This is a genomic window from Fulvivirga ligni, assembly GCF_021389935.1.
In the GTDB taxonomy this organism is placed as follows: Bacteria; Bacteroidota; Bacteroidia; order Cytophagales; family Cyclobacteriaceae; genus Fulvivirga; species Fulvivirga ligni.
Genome location: NZ_CP089979.1, coordinates 1,679,454 through 1,700,564 on the forward strand (window position 1 = coordinate 1,679,454; position 21,111 = coordinate 1,700,564).

Consider the following 21,111-nt stretch of genomic DNA (forward strand, 5'->3'; position numbering starts at 1 on the left):
TATTTGCAGCCCAAAGTTTTATTTAATATTAAAGTAAGTTCATGTCTTCAGTTTTACCTTACAAGGAGCAATCAAGTGGAAAGAAGGAGCAGGTTGCTAACATGTTCAATAACATTAGCAAGAAATATGATTTCCTAAATCATTTTCTCAGCATGGGTATTGATATTGTGTGGAGAAAGAAAGCTATTAAAATGCTTAAATCTCATCAGCCTAAACAGATTTTGGATATTGCTACAGGTACTGCAGATTTTGCCATCGAGTCATTAAAGCTCAATCCAGATGCTGTTATCGGAGTAGATATATCCGAAGGTATGCTTGAGGTAGGTAGGAAAAAACTAAAGGAAAGAAAACTGGATCATAAGATAGAGCTAAGATTAGGTGACTCTGAAAAGCTTTTGTTTGATGACAATAAGTTCGATGCTGTAATCGTTTCTTTTGGTGTAAGGAATTTTGAAAACCTGGAAAAAGGTCTTAGCGACATGTTCAGGGTTTTAAAGCCTGGAGGTAAAGTAGTAATCCTTGAGTTTTCAAGGCCGGCTAAATTTCCGTTCAAGAATATTTACAATTTTTATTTTAAAGCAATTTTGCCTAAAATAGGTAAAGTAATTTCTAAGGACAGAGCCGCTTATACTTATTTGCCAGAGTCAGTACAGGCTTTTCCTGATGGACAGAATTTTCTTAAAGTTTTAAATAAAGTAGGGTTCAAAAATACTAAATGCAGACCTTTAACCTTTGGCGTAAGCTCTATATACATAGGGGAAAAATAATCCTTTCGATTTTATTTCTGATTATTGCCACCAATTTGTCTTTTGGACAAAGACGGGTAGGTATGAATAACCCTAATTACGATGATAAATTATTAAGCTATGGCTTTTTAATTGGTATTCACACCTCAGCATATCAGCTTAAATATTCAGATACTTTTGTAACTGATTCATTAGATAATCTTTACTCAATAGATCCAAAATGGTCTGCCGGTTTTTCTCTCGGGTTTATTGTTAACCTCCGAGCTACTGATTTTCTAGATATCAGAGCACTACCTACGGTTGCTTTTTATGAGCATTCTTTAGAATATCAGGCCTTTGACGAAGCTCCATTTGTTGAAACGGTAGAAACCACGGTCGTTGAGTTGCCAATATTGTTGAAGTATAAGTCTGAGCGTAGGGGTAATACGCGGATGTATTTCGTAGGAGGCGTTAAGCCAGGTTATGAGGCAGCGGGTAAAAATGATGTGGAGGCAGTTGGGGATGATAACCTTAGTATAAAAGAATTTAACCTGTCATTGGACGTAGGGTTTGGTCTGGATATTTATTATCCGTTATTTAAATTTTCACCTGAGATACGATTTTCACGAGGCATGACCAATATGCTTGGACCAGCTGGAAATCAATTGAGTGCAGGTATCGATAAAATCAATACAAATACAATAACCTTGTATTTATTATTCCAATAAAAACCATGAGTAAAAGAAAGGCTTTAATCACAGGAGCTACTTCCGGTATAGGTTTAGCTACAGCTAAAACTTTGGCTGAAAATAACTTTGATATCATCATTTGTGGTAGAAGACTGGAGAGACTTAAGAGCCTTCAGGATGAACTATCTTCGCTTTGTGAAGTGAAGATACTCTCATTTGATGTAAGTAGGTCTAATGAAGTTAAAAAGGCCATAAACTCATTGCCTGATGATTGGAAAGTAATTGATGTTCTGGTGAATAATGCCGGAAATGCACATGGATTATCACCTATTCAAGATGGAAGCATTGAAGATTGGGATGCCATGATCGATATCAATGTCAAAGGACTTTTGTATATGACCAAGGAGGTTATTCCTGGTATGGTAGAAAGAGAACGAGGTCACGTGGTAAATATAGGCTCCATAGCAGGTAAAGAAGTGTATGCTAATGGTAATGTCTATTGTGCTTCTAAACACGCTGTAGATGCTATCAACAAAGGTATGTTGCTGGATTTAAATGCCTACAACATCAAAGTCACTTCTATCAACCCGGGCTTGGTAGAAACTGAGTTTTCCAAGGTTCGCTTTAAAGGAGATGAAGAAAGAGCAAATAACGTTTATAAGGGGTTTGATCCCTTGGTAGCTCAAGATATAGCTGATACAATATTATTTGTTGTAACAAGGCCCGCACACGTAAATATTAGTGATCTCACCATATTCCCGACTGCACAGGCCAGTGCCACTACAGTGAATAAATCAAAATAAGGATCCTAACGTTTCCTGATCAATATCGTGCTCACCATCGAAGGTGAGTACTTTGGGTGATATTCCTAGCTTTTGGGAGATCGCTCGCATCTCCTCTAATCTCTCTTCTGAAATAAACTGATCTGAAAGGCCATATACATAATGTATCTCTTTCTGTTGAAGAACCTCAGAGGCTTTCTCAAAATCCATGTCAGGTGGAAATACTCCTGCCCATAGTATGATTTTATCAAATGGTACTTGATTATCAACTACCCATCGACTGACGGTAGCAGCACCTTGAGAAAAACCGATAACCGATATCTTAAATGAAGTATTACCAATCTGCTCTTTAGTAGTACTGTATATCTCATTTAGATAGTTGATGTAATTATCAATGTCATTGAGCCTATCTTCTTTCGTCATCCAGGTAGCACCAACCCGACCTGAGAAACCTTGTAAATAAAATTTTGATAACCCTTCCGGGGCTATTAGGCAGGTGTAAGGGTTTTCTAGGATTTGAAATTTTCTTATAAAATACTTGGCTTGTTGACCATAGCCATGCAAAAGAAAAATTATTTGTTTGGTTTCAGAGTTTAGCTCTCCTTGTTGAAAATAGCGAGCGGAAAATCCAAATTTGATCCTTTTCTGTTCCATTTTGGGAATAAAAAAGCAGGTCTCTTATGGGAGACCTGCTTCATTTTATGTCTATATGAATACTAGCGTTTAAATCCTAAGGCACTTCCACCGCAGAATTGTGTGCTATTATCAAATGTATATTGAATGTAATAAATACCTGTAGTATTACATGGATAAGCTATAGCTGAAATATATTGTCCATTCACTTTGCTAGTTGCTACCTGATTTCTGTTGCTATCATATAGAGATACAACAATACCATCAGTGCTAGATCCAGTTGCGCAAACGTTGATCATATACTGTGTTCCTTTAGTGAATACGTAAGAGTACTCTACTTTAGTTTTAGCTCCACCCTGACCATCTATTTTATAACTTTTAAGAAAGTTAAAGCCAGAGGCTAATTTAGGTATACAGGCGTCTGTATATTGCTCAGGATTGCACTGTCCATTGGCGTGGCCAGAGAATAAAAAGAACAACCCCACAACAAATATTGAATAAATAGCCTTTTTCATATTATAAATGTTTTCCTCTTAACTAATTATTTTTTTTCTGATTGATGTAATGATGCTTCTAATGTTCTCTACATTTTCATCAGTTATTTTGATTTCGCTAGTGCTATTATCTTTAATAACCATTACACCATCAACAATTTCGAAGGTAGATTCCTGGTAAGTCTTAATGATCTCTACTGACTCATATTCCTTCTGTAACTTCTCCATGTCATTCAAAAGTGATGCCATATTTGGATCGCTCTCTTTATAAAAGGATAAAAGTTGCACTACGTTGTCTAAAATGATCTTTTGCTCACCTATGGTTTCTTTTAAATCCTTGTTAGAAGGATTCTTTTTTGATACTTCGCAAGTAATGTGCATAGCTTCAAGCCATCCTCCTGTAAGCGATAAAACGCTGAGGTTAGCCCTCTTTTGCTCTTGCAAATACTTGTTTATGTTATTGAAGTTTTGAGTTGTGATTAGTAAAAGTGAATCAAGGTTTTTACTATTAGTAGCCAATCTACCAATAGTTTCTATATCAAAAAACTGTCCGATGCTTAGGTTATCCGCAAGTTCTTTGATGGATGACATGTATTCTATACCATCCTGGTTTTGCTCATAAATGTTAGTGTATCCTAAGTCAGTACCGTAAATACCTAAATTTAAAGCTTTTCGATAGTTGCTGTTATATTTAGAAATATTATCTGGTGAGTTGAGAAGAGCACGATCATATTTGGTTCCAGATTCTTTTAGAAGTACCGAGATCTCTAATGGAGATGGTATCTGCTGGATAATGCTGCTAATAACTTCTTCAGATATGGCAGGTCCTTCTACCTCCGCAGAGTCAAGGCCTTCTAAAAAAGCGGCTTCATCAGGCTTTTTGCTTGAATTACAAGCAACAATAAAAATCAGAATAAGCCCTAGTGGTAATATCCTCATAAATAAAAAATTAAGTGATAACAAAATTATAAATTCATAGTTCTATTGCAAATAAAAATTCGGTTTAAGCCAACCTTAACTTGCCTTTTTGAATGAAAAATTGATTTTGCCAAACGCACTCAGACCCTTTCTCAAAACTTCAAAATAAAGCGTAATGTAAAGAATCAATGTCATCAACCAAATTACTATAGTGTTAAACCAGAAAGTATCTATCTCAACACCAAAGAAATATTTGGTCGGTGCAAAAAAATGTGTTCTATAATCAATAATATTTTCTGGCTGATCAGGTTCATTATATACTGGGTTTATCCTTTGAAGTAACTCCCCATTATGTTCCATAATCCTTTCTTTCACATTCACGTTCGTCACTAAATCTGCCAGACTTTCATTAAAGTATTTGTTTTTAAACTCATTAAGGTCATAATCTTCTTGCTGCTGAAGATTAAACATTAACTTCTCTCTCTGAGCTACAATCTTATTATAAATGTCTTGATAATGAGCCTTATAATTCGTGAAATAGTTAGTCAGAGTCTGGCTAACCTCTTCAGTATACCCCTCTCGGGTTAACTGTTTGTTTAAATCTAGCTTTTCGATCCCTTCTCTGTAGGAATCTTTTGCTATCTCATTACGCATAACAACGAAGTCCTTATCTACAATTTGTAAGATGGAATCATTGTCAGACTTATATTTGTCATTAATATAGTTCTGATACTCTTTTAACTCCTCTACTAAATAAGCCGCTTTAAAATCTGCTTGTGATTCAAATTTCTCATATTCATAATAAGGCTCTTCGTATGGGTTACTCTTAAATTGATTAACAGCTAAAGCCTCATATGCCCATCTTGAGGCCATCATATCAGCTACTAAAGGTACTTTGCCTTTAGTGCTAATTACATTATTCAGTTTATCAAAGCTGAATAATAGCCCGCTTAAAATCATTTGAGGAATGAGTAAAAGCGGAATCATTACATAAACTGTCACAGCCGAATTGAACGCGCTTGAGATGTTCAATCCGATTACGTTAGCTAAGCATGAGCATGTAAATAGCACAAACCAGAATGAGAAAGTCATTGCTCTGATTTCAAGAATCAGATCGCCTACTATTACGAAGGTTAAGGTTTGGATAGCTGAAAAAGCAAACAGTATGATAACCTTTGACATTAAATAACTATTCCAGCTAAGATTAAGGAAGGATTCCCGTTTAAGTATCTTTCTGTCTCTTATTATTTCTTCGGCACTCACGGTTAATCCCATGAAAAGAGCAACAACTATGCTCATGAGCATAAAGGCTGGGATGTTTTCGTTAAATCTGAAGATATATTCATCACCGTCAGGTGAGCTTTTATAACGTATGATAAAAGCTAATATAATCGCTAGGAGTGGAGCTTCTAATAAGTTGATTAACAAGTATTGCTTGTTACTTAACTTGCTTAAAAGATCTCTCTTTGTAAAGATAGCAGCCTGTTTAATCTTATTAGGGATGTTTAGAGAGTGTGGAGGCTCTTCTTTGACATCTTCTACTTTGCTAATAGAGAAGTTTTCCTGATAGCTGTCATTCCATTGCTTAGGATTTACTTTTCTCTTATTGGTGAGCTGGCCATATTCATCAACAACTTTGGCCTCTATAATATTGAATATTTGCTCGGGATTTACATTTCCGCAGACCTCACATTGTCCCCTTTGGCTATCTACCTGATTTGTTGCTTTTTTAAAGTAGCTAACCGCCTCAACCGGATTACCGTAGAAAACAGGGTATCCACCAGTATCCATGATATACATTTTGTCAAACATCTTGTAGATGTCTGACGATGGCTGGTGAATAACTACGAATATTAACTTTCCTTTTAATGAAAGCTCCTTTAGAAGATCTATTACGTTTTCAGAGTCTCTGGAACTTAAACCAGAAGTTGGCTCATCTACAAATAAAATGGCTGGTTCTCTGATCAACTCAAGAGCAATGTTGAGTCTCTTTCTCTGTCCTCCACTTATGGTCTTATCCAGAACGCTACCTACCTTCAAATCTTTTCTTTGGTCCAGACCAAGGCTTTCAAGCACATCTATAACACGCTTTTTAAGCTCTTCTTCAGTGTAGTCAGCGAAACATAATTTGGCGTTATAGTACAGGTTTTCATAAACCGTCAATTCCTCAATCAATAGATCATCTTGAGAAACATATCCAATAACACCATGGATTTGATCCTTATTCTCAAATATATCATAGCCGTTGATCTCTATGCTACCAACGGTTGGTTTTTCTATACCGGCTAATACGTTGAGAAGTGTAGTTTTACCCGCACCACTGGCACCCATAATGCCTATGAGTTTTCCAGGTCCTTCCGCTATTTGTACATCTCTTAAACCGAGACCACCATTTGGAAATCTAAATTCTTTAATGTGGGCGTTGAATGATAGTTTGGTAGTATTGAATTCTTCATTAAAAAGACCTATTAAATCACTGTAATATAGAGCTGAGCCCTGTGGTGTTTTAATGGTACTACCATGAGAGTAAAGATAAACCCGGTTCTTTTGCATGATAAATCCATTAAGAACAAGGTCATCTTTACCTATATATTTTGTGAAATACATGTCCACACTGTTAACCCTTAGGAAAATCAGATCGCCATGAATTTCTGTTTTAATGTGCTTGTATTCTTTTTCCCCATCAATGTCCTCCTTATTGGCAATAAGAACATCACTGTAGTTGATATTCTCGATGTTTTCTTGAAGAACAAATGCTTCTATGAGCTTGTACTCATCTTTAACGATGTTAAATACAGTACTAATTGTATCAATAATCTCCATTCTCTGAGGAGTGAAATTTTTATCAGCTCCTACGAGTTCTAAGATTTTAATTAGTACAACAACTTTCTGCTTTTGAGTAAGTGTCTTATTAATTTTTTTACACAAGCCAAGAGTCTTCACTGAGTCACGAACAGAAGTAAGCTTCTTTTTCTTGACTGGCTCTTCTTCACTTTGAGGCTCCTCAGAATATCCTGAGAATTTATCATATAGCTCAAGATATTCTTTTACAGAATCCTGATCTAGCTCTTGTTTAAAAAAACTAATAACAAAAAGCCTCTCCTTTTCCGTAACACCTCCATCTTGCTTGGTTATAATGGCGAATAACTGGGTAAGAGCTTTAAGTATTTCCTCACTCATAAGTACGTCCTCCTACAGGGAGAATTTAGCAATAGTTTAAAAAATAGAATAAAATATTAGTAAGTTTTGAACTCGAATGGTATCTCTACCAACTCAGAGAACTCCTCACCAGCCTCTTCCATATCTTCATCATCTTCATGGAAGTACCAAATAATGTTTACGCCATCAATATCTTCCAATGCAGACAATACATCTAATATAAGTTTAGATGAAGCTGTATTGAAGTATTCTAGTTTAAACATGAAATCGGTAGAAGGGTTAGGAGCTTTAGAGTACTCTTCTATCCAATCTAAAACAGGTTGATAGAATTCTGCAGAATCTTCAGGAAGTGATCTTCCAGAGATTTCATAAATACCATTTCCTTTATCTAATATTATTTTTGGGGTATCTTCAGTTCCTTCTAAATTAAGTATATCCATTGTTTGAATGTTTTTAAAAAATAGTTGTTGTCAATTATTTAAGCTCTTGAAATGCATGATTTCAGGCAGAAGAATGAGTTTCCATCTTCCATTTCCAGGAAGTCAAACCCTAATTTCTGACCAGATTTACGCGCCATGTCAACAAAGCCTAAACCAGCACCACCTTTATCTGAAATTTCAGTATTTCTGATGATGTCCTTGTATAATGCTTTCAAACCATCCTTATCTAAATCATTGATTTCTTTAAGTCTGGATTTAAGGCCTTCTACATTTTCCTTTCTAATAGGGTTTCCAGATATGATGATGTACTCATCCTGGTGTTTACCTATCATGAATATTGCAGAATGATTGTTAGTTACCTCATCAGCATGTTTAACAATATTCTGAAGACACTCTACCATCACATTAAACACTTTCCTTTTAATGCTTGATTCTTCTCCCGATGAATCCATATTACGCTCTGCCATAGCCAGCACGGACTTGGTTATTTCCTGAGTAAATTCACCTTCATAAACCAAGATAAGATTGTGATCTTGCATGGTTTGGTGTAAGTCGAAAATATACTTCATAAGTTGTTCTATGTTTATTCTTATTGCCGATTTTTTTTAAAATTCCTTATTTATCAATCGGAGGCGCATTAAGACCTCCAAAATACTACATTTAATCAATAATCTCTAAAATTTTATTCCTATTAATAAAACGTCATCTGTTTGCTTCTCATCACCTCTCCATTCTTCCCACTCTTTATCGATGATTTTGTAAGCGTCTTTCATCGATTTTTCATGGATTTCTGTAATAATGGTTCTGGTTCGTTTAGGGCCATATTTTCTATTGTCCGGTCCTCCGAATTGATCAGGGAATCCATCAGAACAGAAGTAGAAGGAATCTCCCTCATTTAATGCAATCTTATGACTGGTGAAATTGGTTTGGTTCTTATAGATACCTCCACCTATAGCGAACTTATTACCTTTGATTTCAATCATTTCACCATTTTGCATTACATATAATGGTCTGTGAGCTCCTGCGTATTCAACGGTACGCTTTTCAACGTTGATCTTACAAAGAGCTATATCCATACCATCTTTAGTCTTCGAATCATCTTGATCTTGTCTTAAAGTGGTAGTAACACCTTCATCCAGCTGATCTAAGATTATACCAGGATCAGATATTTTTCTACTTCTTACAATATCATTTAGTAGGAAGTATCCTATTAAAGATAATAACGCTCCTGGTACACCATGTCCTGTACAATCTACAGCAGCCATATAAATGTCATTTCCTACCTGCACATACCAAGGGAAGTCACCACTAACTACATCCTTCGGTTTATACAAAATGAAAGAGTCAGGTAATATCTTGTTAATGACAGAGTTATTAGGAAGAATAGCATTTTGGATACGCTTGGCGTAGTTAATACTATCCGCAATCTTTTTATTCTTATTCTGAATTTCTAACTCAATGATTTTACGCTCAGTAATATCGTGAGATACTACTAGAACTGATTCAATATGCTGTGATTCATCATATTCCGGGATAGCATTCACCTGCATTACACGGTCTCCCATTTCAGAAGGGAAGTCCATTTCAGTAGCTACCTTGTCATTAGATGAATTTACCTCTTCTACTATTCTTAACCATTGTTCTAAAACTTTTCCGTTAAGGTCCGTTTCGCTCACATTATGATTAATGTATTCGTTAGGTTTGTTTCCAGTATATTCTTCAATGATTGGGTTGATATAAGAGATAGTATCAGATTCTAATCTGGCAATTAAGTCAGGTGAATTTTCTGATAAGGCCTGCATCTTACTTCTCATTCTTTGCTCCTGCTCAGCCCTTCTTCTTTCAGTAATATCCGTAGAGTTAACTATTAAGCCGTGGATGGCTGGATTCGACATGAAGTTAGTACCTGTAGATTCTAACCAGATGTAATTACCTTCTTTAGTTTTGTACTCATACTGAATGGTTACTTGCTCTTCTGGGTTTGCCTTCAGCTGGGTAAACATATTCTTAAATGCTTCCACTGCTTCAGGATGTACCTTGTCAACATCAGTTACACCCATCATTTCCTTCTGAGAGTATCCTAAAATAGGCTCTACAGATGGACTGATATATCTGATGGTCTCATCTTCTTCATAGATAGTGATTACCTCAGAAGCGTTTTCAAGAAGAAGCTGCATTCTCTTCTGCGTTCTGTTCACCTCTTCAATTTGCTCTTCTAGTTTGTTGTTAGAGTTTTGAAGCTCTTCCTGAGTGGCCTGCATTTCTTCAGCATTCTGTCTTAAGATCTCCTGCTTTTCTTGAAGTTCAGCACTCATGGTTTGAGATTCCTGTAATAGCTTACGTGTTCTCTCGTTAACTTTAATGTTGAATACTGTTCTTGCCAGAATTAAACTCAGCTCCTCTACGAACTTTACTTTGCCCTGATCAAACTTCCCAAATCCTGCAAATTCTAGTACACCATACACCTTTTCGTCAGTTATCAATGGCACTATTAATAAGCAAGTAGGCCTTTGATCTCCTAAAATTCCGGATGTGATTGTTACATAATCTACTGGAATTTCGGTTCTTAATATAGTGTCTTTTTCAGCTGCAGCCTGACCGATTAATCCTTCTGCAAATTTAAACTTGGACTGTAAGTGTTTTTTTCTGTTATAAGCAAAGCTTGACTTCATTTCAAGAGCAGGTGCACCTTCATCATCATTGATTACATAGAAGGCTCCTTGAACAGCTCCGATTTTATTGATGATATATTTAATAGTTTCATCACCCAGAGTCTCAAGATTATCATGAGCTCTTAAGATCTCGCCAATTTCTGCTACCCCTGTTACAATCCAGTTGCGTTGCTTATCTCTCTTTTCAGCTTCAATTAGGTTATCCCTCATGTTTACAAGAGATATACCCAAATCATCGTCATCACTGATAGGCTTAAAGTTAGCATCGAAGTTTCCTTCACCAATTTGCTGAGCAAAACGCGCAGTGCCTTTAAGCGTCTTAACCAAATAATTAAGGCTAACTGCCATTGTACCTAGCTCGTCATTTGATTGTTTTTCTACTTGTTCTGGTAAAATACCATTTCCTACAAGTTCCAATGTTTTCTTAAGCGAGTTTAATGGCTTAGTTAAGTATTTTGAGAATATTAATGAGATTAATGTTGCCAGAATAGCTACTATTAACCCTGAAGCTAAAAGTTTGTATAAAAGACTATCAATCTCATCAAAGATTTCATTGCTGTCGATTTTAGCAACCAGACCCCATTTTACATTTGGGATAGCTCTCCAAGCCGCTACAGTTTCCACACCTCTGTAGTCATCTGTGTAGCCGGCTCCATCCATTCCTCTTACAGATTGCTGCACAGCCACGGAAAATTCAGCTTCTTTTCTACTAACAAATGAACTGTCAGAGCTATTTCTAGGATGATTTAAGAAGTTTATATTTTTAGTGGTAGTATCAATTCTTGCAAGGATGATTTCACCAGTTTTACCTAAACCTGTAGTGTCATTTATAGACTTATAGATAGGATCCATTCTTATTTTTATGAAAAGAAGAGACTTCTTTTCTGATGGATGTGTTATTGGTGCTCCTGCATAAATAAAATCAGACTCACCGTCGTTATCTATATTACTAAAGTAGATATCATTAACTGCGTTATCTAGTATACTAGTAGATGAGAAGTTATTTGAGGCATCTACACTGGCATCTGTGGAGAATAAAATCTTTCCGGTAGTTCGTGTAATGTAAATGTCAGCGTAGTTGTTAATCTTTTTAAGATTTTGTAGCCATTCACTTACCTCTTCATTGGATATAGTTGAGGCTGGAGCGCTCATTTCTTCCATTCCACCGAAGCCCATGTCAGCCATTGATTCATCAGGTGCAGAACTCATCATATCCATCCCGGAATCCATCATGTCCATTCCAGAATCCATCATATCCATACCGCCTTCCTCGGAGGTAGTTTCTTCAGTGGCATCACCCATGTCTGGTAAAACCATCATATCCATGCCCATGCCGCCGGCTGGTGCATCATCTATGTTAACCCCTTCTTTTAGGATTTTAGAGTTTTGTAGCAGCTTTAGATTAGCAATTACATGGTCAAAGTTAGATTCTAATTTTTCCGCCTTACTGTCAGCGATTACACTAAGGTTTTCAATATAATTATCGCGAATAGTGTCTTTGGTAAGCTTATAGGACAGAAAGCTGATGGCAAGTACAGTGAGTATTACTACTGCAATTACCAGAGCTGTGATTTTTTTACTTATAGTCAGTTTATTAAACATAAATATATTTTTTATGCCTCGTTATTTCCTTTTGATTTATCTGATGCTGGCTTTTTAAGCTGGTAGGTCATTTTGGATTCTTTCTCCAATACTTCCAGTGCCTGCGTAAATTGTCTGAATGCGTCGTTAACCATTCTTTCTTCAGTTTTGCCTAGTGAGGTAAATGAAGCTATCTCCACTACGCTATGAAGCTCATCTTTGTAAATGATTGGAACAATTAATAAATGAGTAGGAGTAGAGGCACCTAACCCAGACACAATTTTTATATAACCATCAGGAATATCGTCTATTAAAATCGTTTTCTTTTCAAGAGCAGTTTGACCAACCAAACCTTCGCCAAATTCAAATTGAAGGGTTTGAGATTCTGCGAGTGCTAAAGCGTAAGAAGCTTTTAGAGAGAGTATCCTTTTGTCTTCTCTTTCTTCGGCCTTATAAAATGCTCCTAGCCCAGCTTCCATTTGCTTACAAACTTCATGTAGAAGATTTTTAGCTAGTTTACTTTCTTCAGTTTCCTTGGCAAGTAAGGTTTTTATAGCATTTAAGTCTAATGAGTGCTCATCATCACCATTTTCATCAGTGCTGGCACCATTGGCAGATTGCGAATTCTTCTTTTTTTCTACATAGATCACCTCTTGTGTAGAATTTGATAAAGCAATAACTAAACTCCCAAGGCCAAGCAATAAGGTGATGCCTGCCACTATGTATAATTTAAAAAATACGGGTTGTGCAGCTGGTAGTTGAGATATATTGATTACCCCACTTTGATAGATGAGGTCATCTTGTAATTGAAAAAGAACATAAGCCGTAAAAAGCATGCCGGCTACATAAAGGCTAATCAGAGCAATGTTCAATTTTCTGAATTTTAACTCCATTATTTATAATGTTTATTTAACTCTGAAAAAAAATTAACGATATCGTCTGTTTTAAGTACATGATCTATTGTTGTTACATTCATAGCGGCAGTAGGCATAGTATCTATCATACATTCTGATGGCTCCTGCACTATGGTGAGACCGCCTTTTTCTTTGATATATTTCATGCCCAGAGCACCATCTTTATTAGCCCCTGAAAGGAGAATGCCGATGAGTTTGTTTCTATATACATATGCCGCTGTGCCGAGTGTTATATCTATGGCTGGTCTCGAATTATTTATCATCTCTTCAGTAGATAGGCTAAAGTAATTACCTAACTCTATGGATAGATGGTAGTTAGCTGGTGCAAGGTAAACCTTTCCACGCTTTATATTTTCCTTATCAAAGGGTTCTGTTACCTCCATGATGCTCTTGATAGAAAGTGCTTCCACAAATCCATTCCTAACATGCTTGAGCCTATGTAAGCACATGATTATTGGTAGAGGAAAATCTGCCGGGAGCTGTGATAAAATCTTCACAATACCCTGAAAGCTTCCTGCAGAACCACCTATCACTACGGCCTTATACCTATTATTTAAATCAAAGCGACTCATCCCCAGTATACCCTGCTTAATCTTTAATTTTCTTATATACCTTCTCTTCGTTGTTTACCACTATGAATTTATTAGCTATATCACACCAGATCAATGATTCTTTGGAACCAATAGCCAAATAACCGTATTTAAATAAGCTTTCGTGGAATTTGCGAAGAACATCATTCTGCAATGTCTGATTAAAATAGATCATCACATTTCTGCAGAGTATAAGGTCAAACTTGTTGAAAACATCTCCATTTACAAGGTCATGCTTTCTAAAAGATACATTTTCTACCAGGCTTTGGTCCATCACTGCCCTGCCTCCTACTTCCTTAAAGTAATCTTTAAGCGTGCTGTTACCTTGATATCTAATGTAGTTTTTTTCGTTTAACTCCATGTTCTTGATATTGTACTCTCCGGCTTTCGCTCTTTCCAATATCGTGGTGTCCAAATCGGTGGCTATGATAGATACCTGATCATGGATGCCCATTTCTTTAAGCAATATGGCCATAGAAAACACCTCTTCGCCAGAGGAGCATCCCGCATGCCATATTCTGATTTTCTGATGGTTTAAGAGAATAGCAGGTATAATATCATCTCTAAGGACTCTCCAGAAAGGAGGATCTCTGAACATCTCGGTAACATTTACCGTGATTTCATTAAGAAAATCATCTAAGAATTGTGGCTCATTCAGCTTTTTTATCAGTATGTCTACTGTGATATTTTGAAGCTCCAGTATTCTAAGTATTCTCCTCTTGAATGAAGACATAGCATAGTTAGTGAAGTCATAGTTGTATCTGGTTTTCACTAACTCTGTGATCTTCTTTAAATCTGCAATATCAATTTCCTTCATTATCTATTGTGCCAACTGTTCTTATAAATTAAAGAACTTATTAAAAAATCTTGTACAAGTACTTTAGTTGTCTTTAGTACTTAAAACCAAATAATGTGAATATGATGATTGCTTTGATCAGCGTAGATATTCACTTGTTTAGTTGCATGGTTAGTCTTAAAGCTCACTTCTTTTGTCACGAATGTATTCCATTCAGTTTGGGTTAATACGGTTTTGTCTATTAAGGTATCTGTCTCTTTATGAATTAATTCACTTTTTTCTACTTCTAAAAAATTAAGGGCATTTGCGTTAATGTACGATATTTTTTCTTCGTTATCTATAATAATAATATTAGCTATTTCTTCAAAGGCTTTTAGTGAGGTTTCTGCAGTTTGTAATTTCTTATCGAGCTGCTCCTGAGTAATTTGTAACTCTTCAAGGTGCTGTCTAAGCATTGCTTCTACTTCATCTATGTTGCCTTCTCCTTCGCCAACAAGATCATTTTTAACATCTGTAATATCTTTAGAAGTACCGAACGTACCCATACAGTTACCTGCTTTGTCAAAGAAAGGAAGTTTTGTGGTGAGAACCCACTGGTCAGTGCCGTTGGCCACTAACTCATGAACAAGGTTATTTACAAAACCTTGACCACTTTTAATGATTTCTTGTTCTTCGTTGAAAAACTTACTTGCCGCTTCATGCGCATGGAAGTCAAAATCTGACTTGCCAATCATTTCATCTACGCTGAAAGGGAAGAGCTTTTCCATGGATTTACTTATTCTAATAAACTTGCTTTCCAGGTCTTTAAAGTAGATATAGTCAGGAAGACTATTCATTAATGCGTCCAAGAGTGCTTTCTCCTTAATGAGATCTTCCTGCATCTTGTTGTTATCATTCATCTGCCTCTGTAGCTGCTCTTGAGTGGCTTGCAGCTCTTCCATATTTTGTCTCATCTCCTCTTCCTGGCCTTGCATTTGCTCGGCTAGCTCTTGAGATTCTTCTAAGAGGTGTTTGGTACGTTGGTTGTTTTTAACGCCGGCTATGGTGCTGGCTATACTCTCTCCCAGCTTTTCTACAAACTCTATTTCATATTGCTTGTACTCGGTGAAGGAGGCCAATTCAATGACTCCATAGATCTCATTATTGATTTTCAATGGTACCAATAATAGCGACTTTGGATTGGCGTTGCCTAGGCCGGAAGTTATGCTAACATATTCATCTGGCACTTCCAGTAAATAAATGGTTTCTTTTTCCTGGTAAGTTTGACCAACCAATCCTTCACCTATTCTGTAGGACTTGGTGTCATATTTTTTGCTGTCAAAAGCAAAAAGCGAAACAAGCTCTAACTTTATATTCTGAGAGTCTTCTTCATCTATAATGTAGATGCCACCTTGGTTAGAGTGAGTGTATTTTACGAGGTTAGATATAATTATATCACCAAGTTTGGAAACACTGTCATCAGTAGATCTTAAGATGTCTACGAATTTGGCAAGCCCTTCTGTAGTCCATTTTCTTTCCTGATCAGCTATTTCAACCTTTTTCATTTGCTCTCTCATCAGTAAAAGAGCTTTTTCAAGGCTTTCGTCTCCTACGTTTTCTTCACTGATGCTTTCTAGCTGAGCGTTTAACTGACCCTCTTCTATGCTTTTAACAAAGCTTGTTGCACTTTTTAGGTTCGTTACAATCTTATTAACGGCATTAGTTATTTTAATTATCTCCAGAGGAGCCTGGTCAATAGACGTGATATCAAGTTTGCCGTTACTTACATCTTCTGTAGACTTACTGAGTTTATCTAAAGGTTCTACTACCTGTTTTTTAATGAAAGTGTAAACGAAAATAATTGCTGCCGTAAATAGCAGTAGGAACACAAATAAGATGAAAGTGAGATAAGAATGATCTTCTTTTTTAGCCTCTATCTGTTTGGTGCTTAAAGCATGACTGAGCTTGTTTATTTTTAAAATATCTTCCTGAATGTGGTTGTTTGCTCTTATTACTTTGGCATTATTCAAAACTAAAACCTTTTGTGAGGTTTCTGTGGTGTATGTGTTGAGCGAATCATTTAAAGGAACCTGACGAGTTTCTTCTACTAGTGAATCGATTTTTAAAGGCTCATAAAGCAGGTCCTCTATGTGAAGTGATGTGCTTTGCCATAACGCATAAATTTCACTTTCAAGCTCCTCGCTGCTAAATTCACTGAGGTTAGTGCTGTCAGTAACAATGGAAATCTCAGAATCAGGATTGTTTCCTATTTTATTAACAATGCCATTGATCTCCGATCTGGTTGATTCTAATCTAAGTTTAGCAGCTTCACCATTTATATAAGCACTGCTTTCTCTTTGAAATTCCTCTGTGAGAGTTTGCAGTTTTCTAAGCGCATTAATCCTCTCCGTATCTTCTAATAGATTCTTTTGGTAGTGATCTATTAAAAAAAAGTTAGTGAGTGCCAATAGAAAAAAAGCAAAGCATAGAAAAAGTATTTGCTTGCCTATTGATAAATTTTTCAGATCAAGGTTCATTTAAAAAAATGTCTTTAGGAAACACCTAATTTACAATTACAACTAAAGAAAGAAAATAAAAAACTTTACAATGAATGTTTGTTAAAGCAAAAAGGTAATAGGACTTTGGTTGATTTTGTGATAACCCACTGATTATAACTACTTTGTATTATTACATTTATATTAGATTCTTGCCTTGTTTCAGTCTCTAATAATACCTGTCTGCAGCCCCCACAGGGTGTTACAGGTACAAACTCTGATTCACCTTTTCTTTTAGCGGTAACAGCCACTTTTTTTATTTTCTTACCAGCATAATTTGCACCTATAAAAAATAGAGCCACACGTTCAGCACATAAGCCCGCTGGGAAAGATGAGTTTTCCTGATTAGACCCGGTGACTACTTCACCATTTTCCAATAATACTGCAGCTCCCACCTGAAAATTTGAATACGGTGAATATGACGTATCACAGGCCTGCTCTGCTTTCTTTATAAGATCCTTAACTTCCTCTTCAAGTTCGGAAAAAGAATATGTTGAATATTCTGTGTTTCCAATTAATTCTTCTGCCATAATTCGTCTTCTAGTAGTGCAATATACTATCTCATGGCAACTAGAAAAATTTTATTGGTAAGAATTCTAAAAGCATTTTTGAATTGGTTTACTTTGGATCACCTCAAAAATAGACGAATATGAAGCGAATTTTAATTTTAGGTGCGGGTAGATCCTGTACCTCTTTGATCGATTATCTGTTAGAAATTTCTCAGGAAAATCAGTGGATAATTAGAGTAGGAGATTATTCTGAGGAGCTGGCTCATGAGAAATGCCACGGATATGAAAATGGACAAGCTTTTCAATTTGATATAAATAATGCCGAACAGAGAGAGCGAGAAATAAGTGCAGCTGACATTGTGGTCTCTATGCTTCCTGCTAAGTTTCATCCGGTAGTGGCAAAAGTTTGTCTGGCCAACAGCAAGCATATGGTAACAGCCTCTTACGTTTCTGATGAGATGAAGGCTTTAGATGCTGAGGCTAAAGAAAAAGGACTAATTTTCTTGAATGAATGTGGTCTGGATCCTGGTATAGATCATATGTCTGCCATGAGAGTGATAGATAAAATAAGAGAGGCTGGACATAGATTGACGGCATTTGAATCTTTCACAGGGGGCTTATTAGCACCAGGTACTGATGAAGGAAATCCTTGGGAGTATAAGTTTACCTGGAATCCCAGGAATGTTATATTGGCCGGTCAGGGAGTAGTGAAGTTTATTCAAGAAGGCACTTACAAATACATTCCTTATCAAAAACTCTTTAGAAGAACAGAACAGGTGCATATACCCGGTTATGGTTACTTTGAAGGTTATGCCAACCGTGATTCTCTGAAATATCTGGATGTTTACGGTCTTAGGGGAATCAATACTATATACAGAGGAACTTTTAGACGCCCTGGGTTTTGTAGAACCTGGGATATTTTTGTGCAGCTAGGAGCTACAGATGATACTTATGAAATGGAAGGCGTGAAGGATATGTCTCACAGGGCTTTCATAAACTCATTTCTGTACTATAACCCTAATGATTCGGTGGAGTTGAAACTGGCACATTATCTTCAGTTGGAACTGGATGGCCCTGAGATGAACCGATTAAAATGGTTGGGAATATTTGATAACACACCTGTAGGTTTAGATGCAGGAACTCCGGCTCAAATACTAGAACATATTCTTAAGAAAAAATGGACTCTGAACAAGGAGGATAAGGATATGATAGTGATGTGGCACAAGTTCGAATTTTTAGAAGGTGAGCAAAAAAAGGAAATTCACAGCACCTTTGTAGCCATTGGGGATGATGATGTGCACACTTCCATGTCAAAGACTGTGGGTTTACCCATTGCGATAGCTACCAAGCTGATTTTACAAGGAAAGATAAATAAACCCGGTGTGAAGATTCCGATAGAAAAAGAGATTTATAATCCTATTCTTGATGAATTGGAGTCTCTTGGTTTTGAAATGTCTGAGAAGGAGGTTTAATATTTACTTATTTGGAGTAATACTTTCTTAGCTCGACTTTTAAAGCCGGCAGAGCCATATGGAAGCTGATCTTCTATAAGAATTTGAAGTTCGTTTTTAAGGTCAGGTTCCTTTTTGCAGATTTTGGCTAAAATGGTCATAGAGAATGCCTTTACAGCTATAGGCTCATCTTTAGATGCTAAAAGCCCAAAGCATATATCTGCGGCTTCACCTAATAAATGGTCGGGTATTTCTATATTTTGAAGTACTCGTACCGTATTTCTTTTTACCGCTACGTGAATATTATTTCTGAGATTTAGAATAAGCTCATCTAAATGATTATTTAAAAGCTCTGGATGTTTTTCTGCACAGTGGCTAACTACCCAGGCCGCTCTTTGAGTCACTCTATATTCTTTGCCCAAAAAAAGGCTCATGAGTTGATTAAACTTTTTCGAGTCACCTCCAATATAGTCAGCTATGCGGATGGTATTTTCTTTAGAGTGCTCTTTTAATAATTCGATTTTTAATTCCATGTGAAGGAATTTGAATGGATATTTATAAGAGGTTTCATTTCTGAAATAAATATAATGGATTTAATTATTCTTATAGCCGCTGCCATCCTTTTGATAGGAGGTGTGGTAGGCTCCTTCCTTCCTGTATTACCCGGCCCACCCCTGGCCTTTTTAGGGTTACTTATTATGCAACTTACTGATGAGTATAAATTCTCAGGTAATTTCATTTGGACCTGGTTAGCTATAACTGCGGTGGTTACCGTACTAGATTATGTGATACCAGCGTATGGCACAAAGCGGTTTGGTGGGAGTAAATATGGAGCCTGGGGTTCTATGATTGGGCTGGTGGCAGGAATTTTTCTTCTGCCAATCATCGGAATTATTGTAGGGCCTATGCTTGGTGCTTTTGTGGGGGAATTAATAGCTGGGAAAACATCATCCCAATCTTTAAGGGCTGCCTGGGGATCTTTTCTAGGTTTTTTAGCGGGTACTTTTTTAAAGTTAACGGTCTGTTTTATAATGATTTACTATTATCTGGATCAAATTTTTTAATTTTTTTTTGAGTAAGAGCGCAAGTTTTGAAATGAGGTTGGCATCTAATAAGAAAACAAAAGATGTTAAACTAAATTTTATAAAGATGAAAAACTCAAAATTTAAAGTAATGCTAGTGGCCTTGTTTATGGTGGGAAGTAGTTTAGCAGTATTTGCTCAAGATGGTGATCCGAGGCCTGAAAGACACGAGAGAGGTAAGAAAGAATGGTCAAAGAAAGGGAATCATCAGAGGGGAGGATTCATTCCAAATCTTACAGAAGAACAAAAGACAAAGATGAAGGATTTACGTATGGCTTTTCAAAAGGAAACCATGCCTATGAAAAATGATCTTAATGAAAAGCGCGCTAAGTTAAGAACATTAACTACGGTAGATTCTCCGGACATGAAAAAGGTTAACAAGCTCATAGAAGATATGGGTGAGGTGGAAGTGAAACTTCATAAAGCTAAAGTGGCGCACCAGCAGGAGGTTAGAAAGCAGCTTACTGAGGAGCAACGTATAGCTTTTGATAGTCATTCAGGTAAGCGCGGAAGACACCACGGGAGAAAGTAATTAGTATTTGAAAGCAATAGATCAGATAGATAAGCATGAGGCAGATGAGGAGACGGTTCGTCTCCTCCAATCTGGCAATGAGGCGGCTTTTCGGCAGTTGGTTGAGGCTTATCAGAACAAAGTGTATAACCTTTGTTTGGGTTTTCTGAAAAACGAGACTGATGCAGAAGATGTGGCTCAGGAAGTCTTTGTGGAGGTCTATAGATCTATTCATCAATTTAACAACGACTCAGGTTTGGGTACCTGGATTTATCGCATATCCGTAAACAAATCCTTAGAGTTTCTTCGCAAGAGTAAAAGAAAAAAGCGGTTTAGCTGGCTAACGTCTATTTTTGGCAATGAAGAGGTCTTGGAAAGTCAAACGGCTGATTTTGAGCATCCTGGAGTTTCACTAGAAAATAAGGAAAGATCCAAAATTTTGATGGAACACATAGATAGGTTGCCCAAAAACCAGAAAGTGGCATTCACCCTGCATAAGTTAGAGGATTTGAGCTATAAAGAAGTAAGTGACATTATGCAGGTAAGTATTTCTTCTGTGGAGTCTCTTATGTTTAGGGCGAAGAAGAATTTGAAAAATACGCTTAAAGATTATTATAAAGAATTGTAGCTG

At 36.6% G+C, this 21,111-nt stretch carries 20 protein-coding genes; 7 read left to right on the top strand and 13 right to left on the bottom strand.

Features of this window, described 5'->3' with window-relative positions; all coding sequences use genetic code 11:
• Positions 1 to 41: 41 nt before the first annotated feature.
• From ubiE to LVD16_RS07605, 3 genes are read left to right on the top strand one after another with little or no spacing between them, the layout of a single operon-like run.
• Complete coding sequence (ubiE, locus tag LVD16_RS07595) at positions 42 to 767, top strand: bifunctional demethylmenaquinone methyltransferase/2-methoxy-6-polyprenyl-1,4-benzoquinol methylase UbiE (protein ID WP_233773323.1); 726 nt, start codon at positions 42 to 44, stop codon at positions 765 to 767.
• On the top strand, positions 716 to 1,453 hold the full coding sequence (gene porT, locus LVD16_RS07600) for a type IX secretion/gliding motility protein PorT/SprT (protein ID WP_441715993.1): 738 nt from the start codon (positions 716 to 718) through the stop codon (positions 1,451 to 1,453). The genes ubiE and porT overlap by 52 nt, the downstream gene beginning before the upstream one ends.
• Before the next feature lie 5 nt (positions 1,454 to 1,458).
• Positions 1,459 to 2,217, top strand: a complete 759-nt coding sequence (locus tag LVD16_RS07605) for an SDR family NAD(P)-dependent oxidoreductase (RefSeq protein WP_233773325.1) — start codon at positions 1,459 to 1,461, stop codon at positions 2,215 to 2,217.
• Here LVD16_RS07605 and LVD16_RS07610 read toward each other — a convergent pair.
• From LVD16_RS07610 to cdd, 12 genes are all read right to left on the bottom strand, one after another.
• Positions 2,209 to 2,850, bottom strand: coding sequence for an alpha/beta hydrolase (locus tag LVD16_RS07610; protein WP_233773326.1), 642 nt, complete (start codon positions 2,848 to 2,850; stop codon positions 2,209 to 2,211). The two genes, LVD16_RS07605 and LVD16_RS07610, sit on opposite strands and share 9 nt — an antisense overlap.
• A 62-nt stretch (positions 2,851 to 2,912) precedes the next feature.
• Complete coding sequence (locus tag LVD16_RS07615; RefSeq protein WP_233773327.1) at positions 2,913 to 3,344, bottom strand: hypothetical protein; 432 nt, start codon at positions 3,342 to 3,344, stop codon at positions 2,913 to 2,915.
• A gap of 18 nt (positions 3,345 to 3,362) precedes the next feature.
• The gene (locus tag LVD16_RS07620; RefSeq protein WP_233773328.1) at positions 3,363 to 4,262 is read right to left on the bottom strand and encodes a hypothetical protein; all 900 of its coding nucleotides are present in this window, start codon (positions 4,260 to 4,262) and stop codon (positions 3,363 to 3,365) included.
• 75 nt (positions 4,263 to 4,337) lie between these two features.
• Positions 4,338 to 7,421: an ATP-binding cassette domain-containing protein gene (locus LVD16_RS07625; RefSeq protein WP_233773329.1), complete on the bottom strand. Its 3,084-nt coding sequence runs from the start codon at positions 7,419 to 7,421 to the stop codon at positions 4,338 to 4,340.
• Between the two features lie 56 nt (positions 7,422 to 7,477).
• Positions 7,478 to 7,840 (bottom strand): DUF1987 domain-containing protein, encoded by a 363-nt coding sequence (locus LVD16_RS07630; protein ID WP_233773330.1) that lies wholly within the window; start codon positions 7,838 to 7,840, stop codon positions 7,478 to 7,480.
• Positions 7,841 to 7,878: 38 nt separating this feature from the next.
• Positions 7,879 to 8,409 (bottom strand): SiaB family protein kinase, encoded by a 531-nt coding sequence (locus LVD16_RS07635; RefSeq protein WP_233773331.1) that lies wholly within the window; start codon positions 8,407 to 8,409, stop codon positions 7,879 to 7,881.
• Between the two features lie 105 nt (positions 8,410 to 8,514).
• Entirely contained in the window at positions 8,515 to 12,114 is a 3,600-nt protein-coding gene (locus tag LVD16_RS07640; RefSeq protein WP_233773332.1) for a PAS domain S-box protein, read from the bottom strand.
• An 11-nt stretch (positions 12,115 to 12,125) separates the two neighbouring features.
• Positions 12,126 to 12,986 carry a GAF domain-containing protein gene (locus LVD16_RS07645; RefSeq protein ID WP_233773333.1) on the bottom strand — a complete coding sequence of 287 codons (861 nt, stop codon included), beginning with the start codon at positions 12,984 to 12,986 and terminating at the stop codon, positions 12,126 to 12,128.
• Positions 12,986 to 13,579, bottom strand: a complete 594-nt coding sequence (locus LVD16_RS07650) for a chemotaxis protein CheB (protein ID WP_233773334.1) — start codon at positions 13,577 to 13,579, stop codon at positions 12,986 to 12,988. The genes LVD16_RS07645 and LVD16_RS07650 overlap by 1 nt, the downstream gene beginning before the upstream one ends.
• A 16-nt stretch (positions 13,580 to 13,595) precedes the next feature.
• Entirely contained in the window at positions 13,596 to 14,414 is an 819-nt protein-coding gene (locus LVD16_RS07655) for a CheR family methyltransferase (RefSeq protein WP_233773335.1), read from the bottom strand.
• An 80-nt stretch (positions 14,415 to 14,494) separates the two neighbouring features.
• Positions 14,495 to 16,909 carry a PAS domain-containing protein gene (locus tag LVD16_RS07660; protein ID WP_233773336.1) on the bottom strand — a complete coding sequence of 805 codons (2,415 nt, stop codon included), beginning with the start codon at positions 16,907 to 16,909 and terminating at the stop codon, positions 14,495 to 14,497.
• 65 nt (positions 16,910 to 16,974) lie between these two features.
• Positions 16,975 to 17,457 carry a cytidine deaminase gene (cdd, locus tag LVD16_RS07665; protein ID WP_233773337.1) on the bottom strand — a complete coding sequence of 161 codons (483 nt, stop codon included), beginning with the start codon at positions 17,455 to 17,457 and terminating at the stop codon, positions 16,975 to 16,977.
• Between the two features lie 119 nt (positions 17,458 to 17,576).
• Here cdd and LVD16_RS07670 point away from each other — a divergent pair, with 119 nt between their 5' ends.
• On the top strand, positions 17,577 to 18,908 hold the full coding sequence (locus LVD16_RS07670; RefSeq protein ID WP_233773338.1) for a saccharopine dehydrogenase family protein: 1,332 nt from the start codon (positions 17,577 to 17,579) through the stop codon (positions 18,906 to 18,908).
• Here the strand turns inward: LVD16_RS07670 and LVD16_RS07675 are convergent.
• Entirely contained in the window at positions 18,905 to 19,420 is a 516-nt protein-coding gene (locus LVD16_RS07675) for a HEAT-like fold family protein (protein WP_233773339.1), read from the bottom strand. The two genes, LVD16_RS07670 and LVD16_RS07675, sit on opposite strands and share 4 nt — an antisense overlap.
• 54 nt (positions 19,421 to 19,474) lie before the next feature.
• Here LVD16_RS07675 and LVD16_RS07680 point away from each other — a divergent pair, with 54 nt between their 5' ends.
• From LVD16_RS07680 to LVD16_RS07690, 3 genes are all read left to right on the top strand, one after another.
• Positions 19,475 to 19,951 carry a DUF456 domain-containing protein gene (locus LVD16_RS07680; RefSeq protein ID WP_233773340.1) on the top strand — a complete coding sequence of 159 codons (477 nt, stop codon included), beginning with the start codon at positions 19,475 to 19,477 and terminating at the stop codon, positions 19,949 to 19,951.
• A gap of 85 nt (positions 19,952 to 20,036) precedes the next feature.
• Entirely contained in the window at positions 20,037 to 20,501 is a 465-nt protein-coding gene (locus tag LVD16_RS07685) for a Spy/CpxP family protein refolding chaperone (protein ID WP_233773341.1), read from the top strand.
• Between the two features lie 7 nt (positions 20,502 to 20,508).
• A complete protein-coding gene (locus tag LVD16_RS07690) occupies positions 20,509 to 21,108 on the top strand; it encodes an RNA polymerase sigma factor (RefSeq protein ID WP_233773342.1) in 600 nt (199 codons plus the stop codon).
• The last annotated feature ends 3 nt before the right edge of the window (positions 21,109 to 21,111 follow it).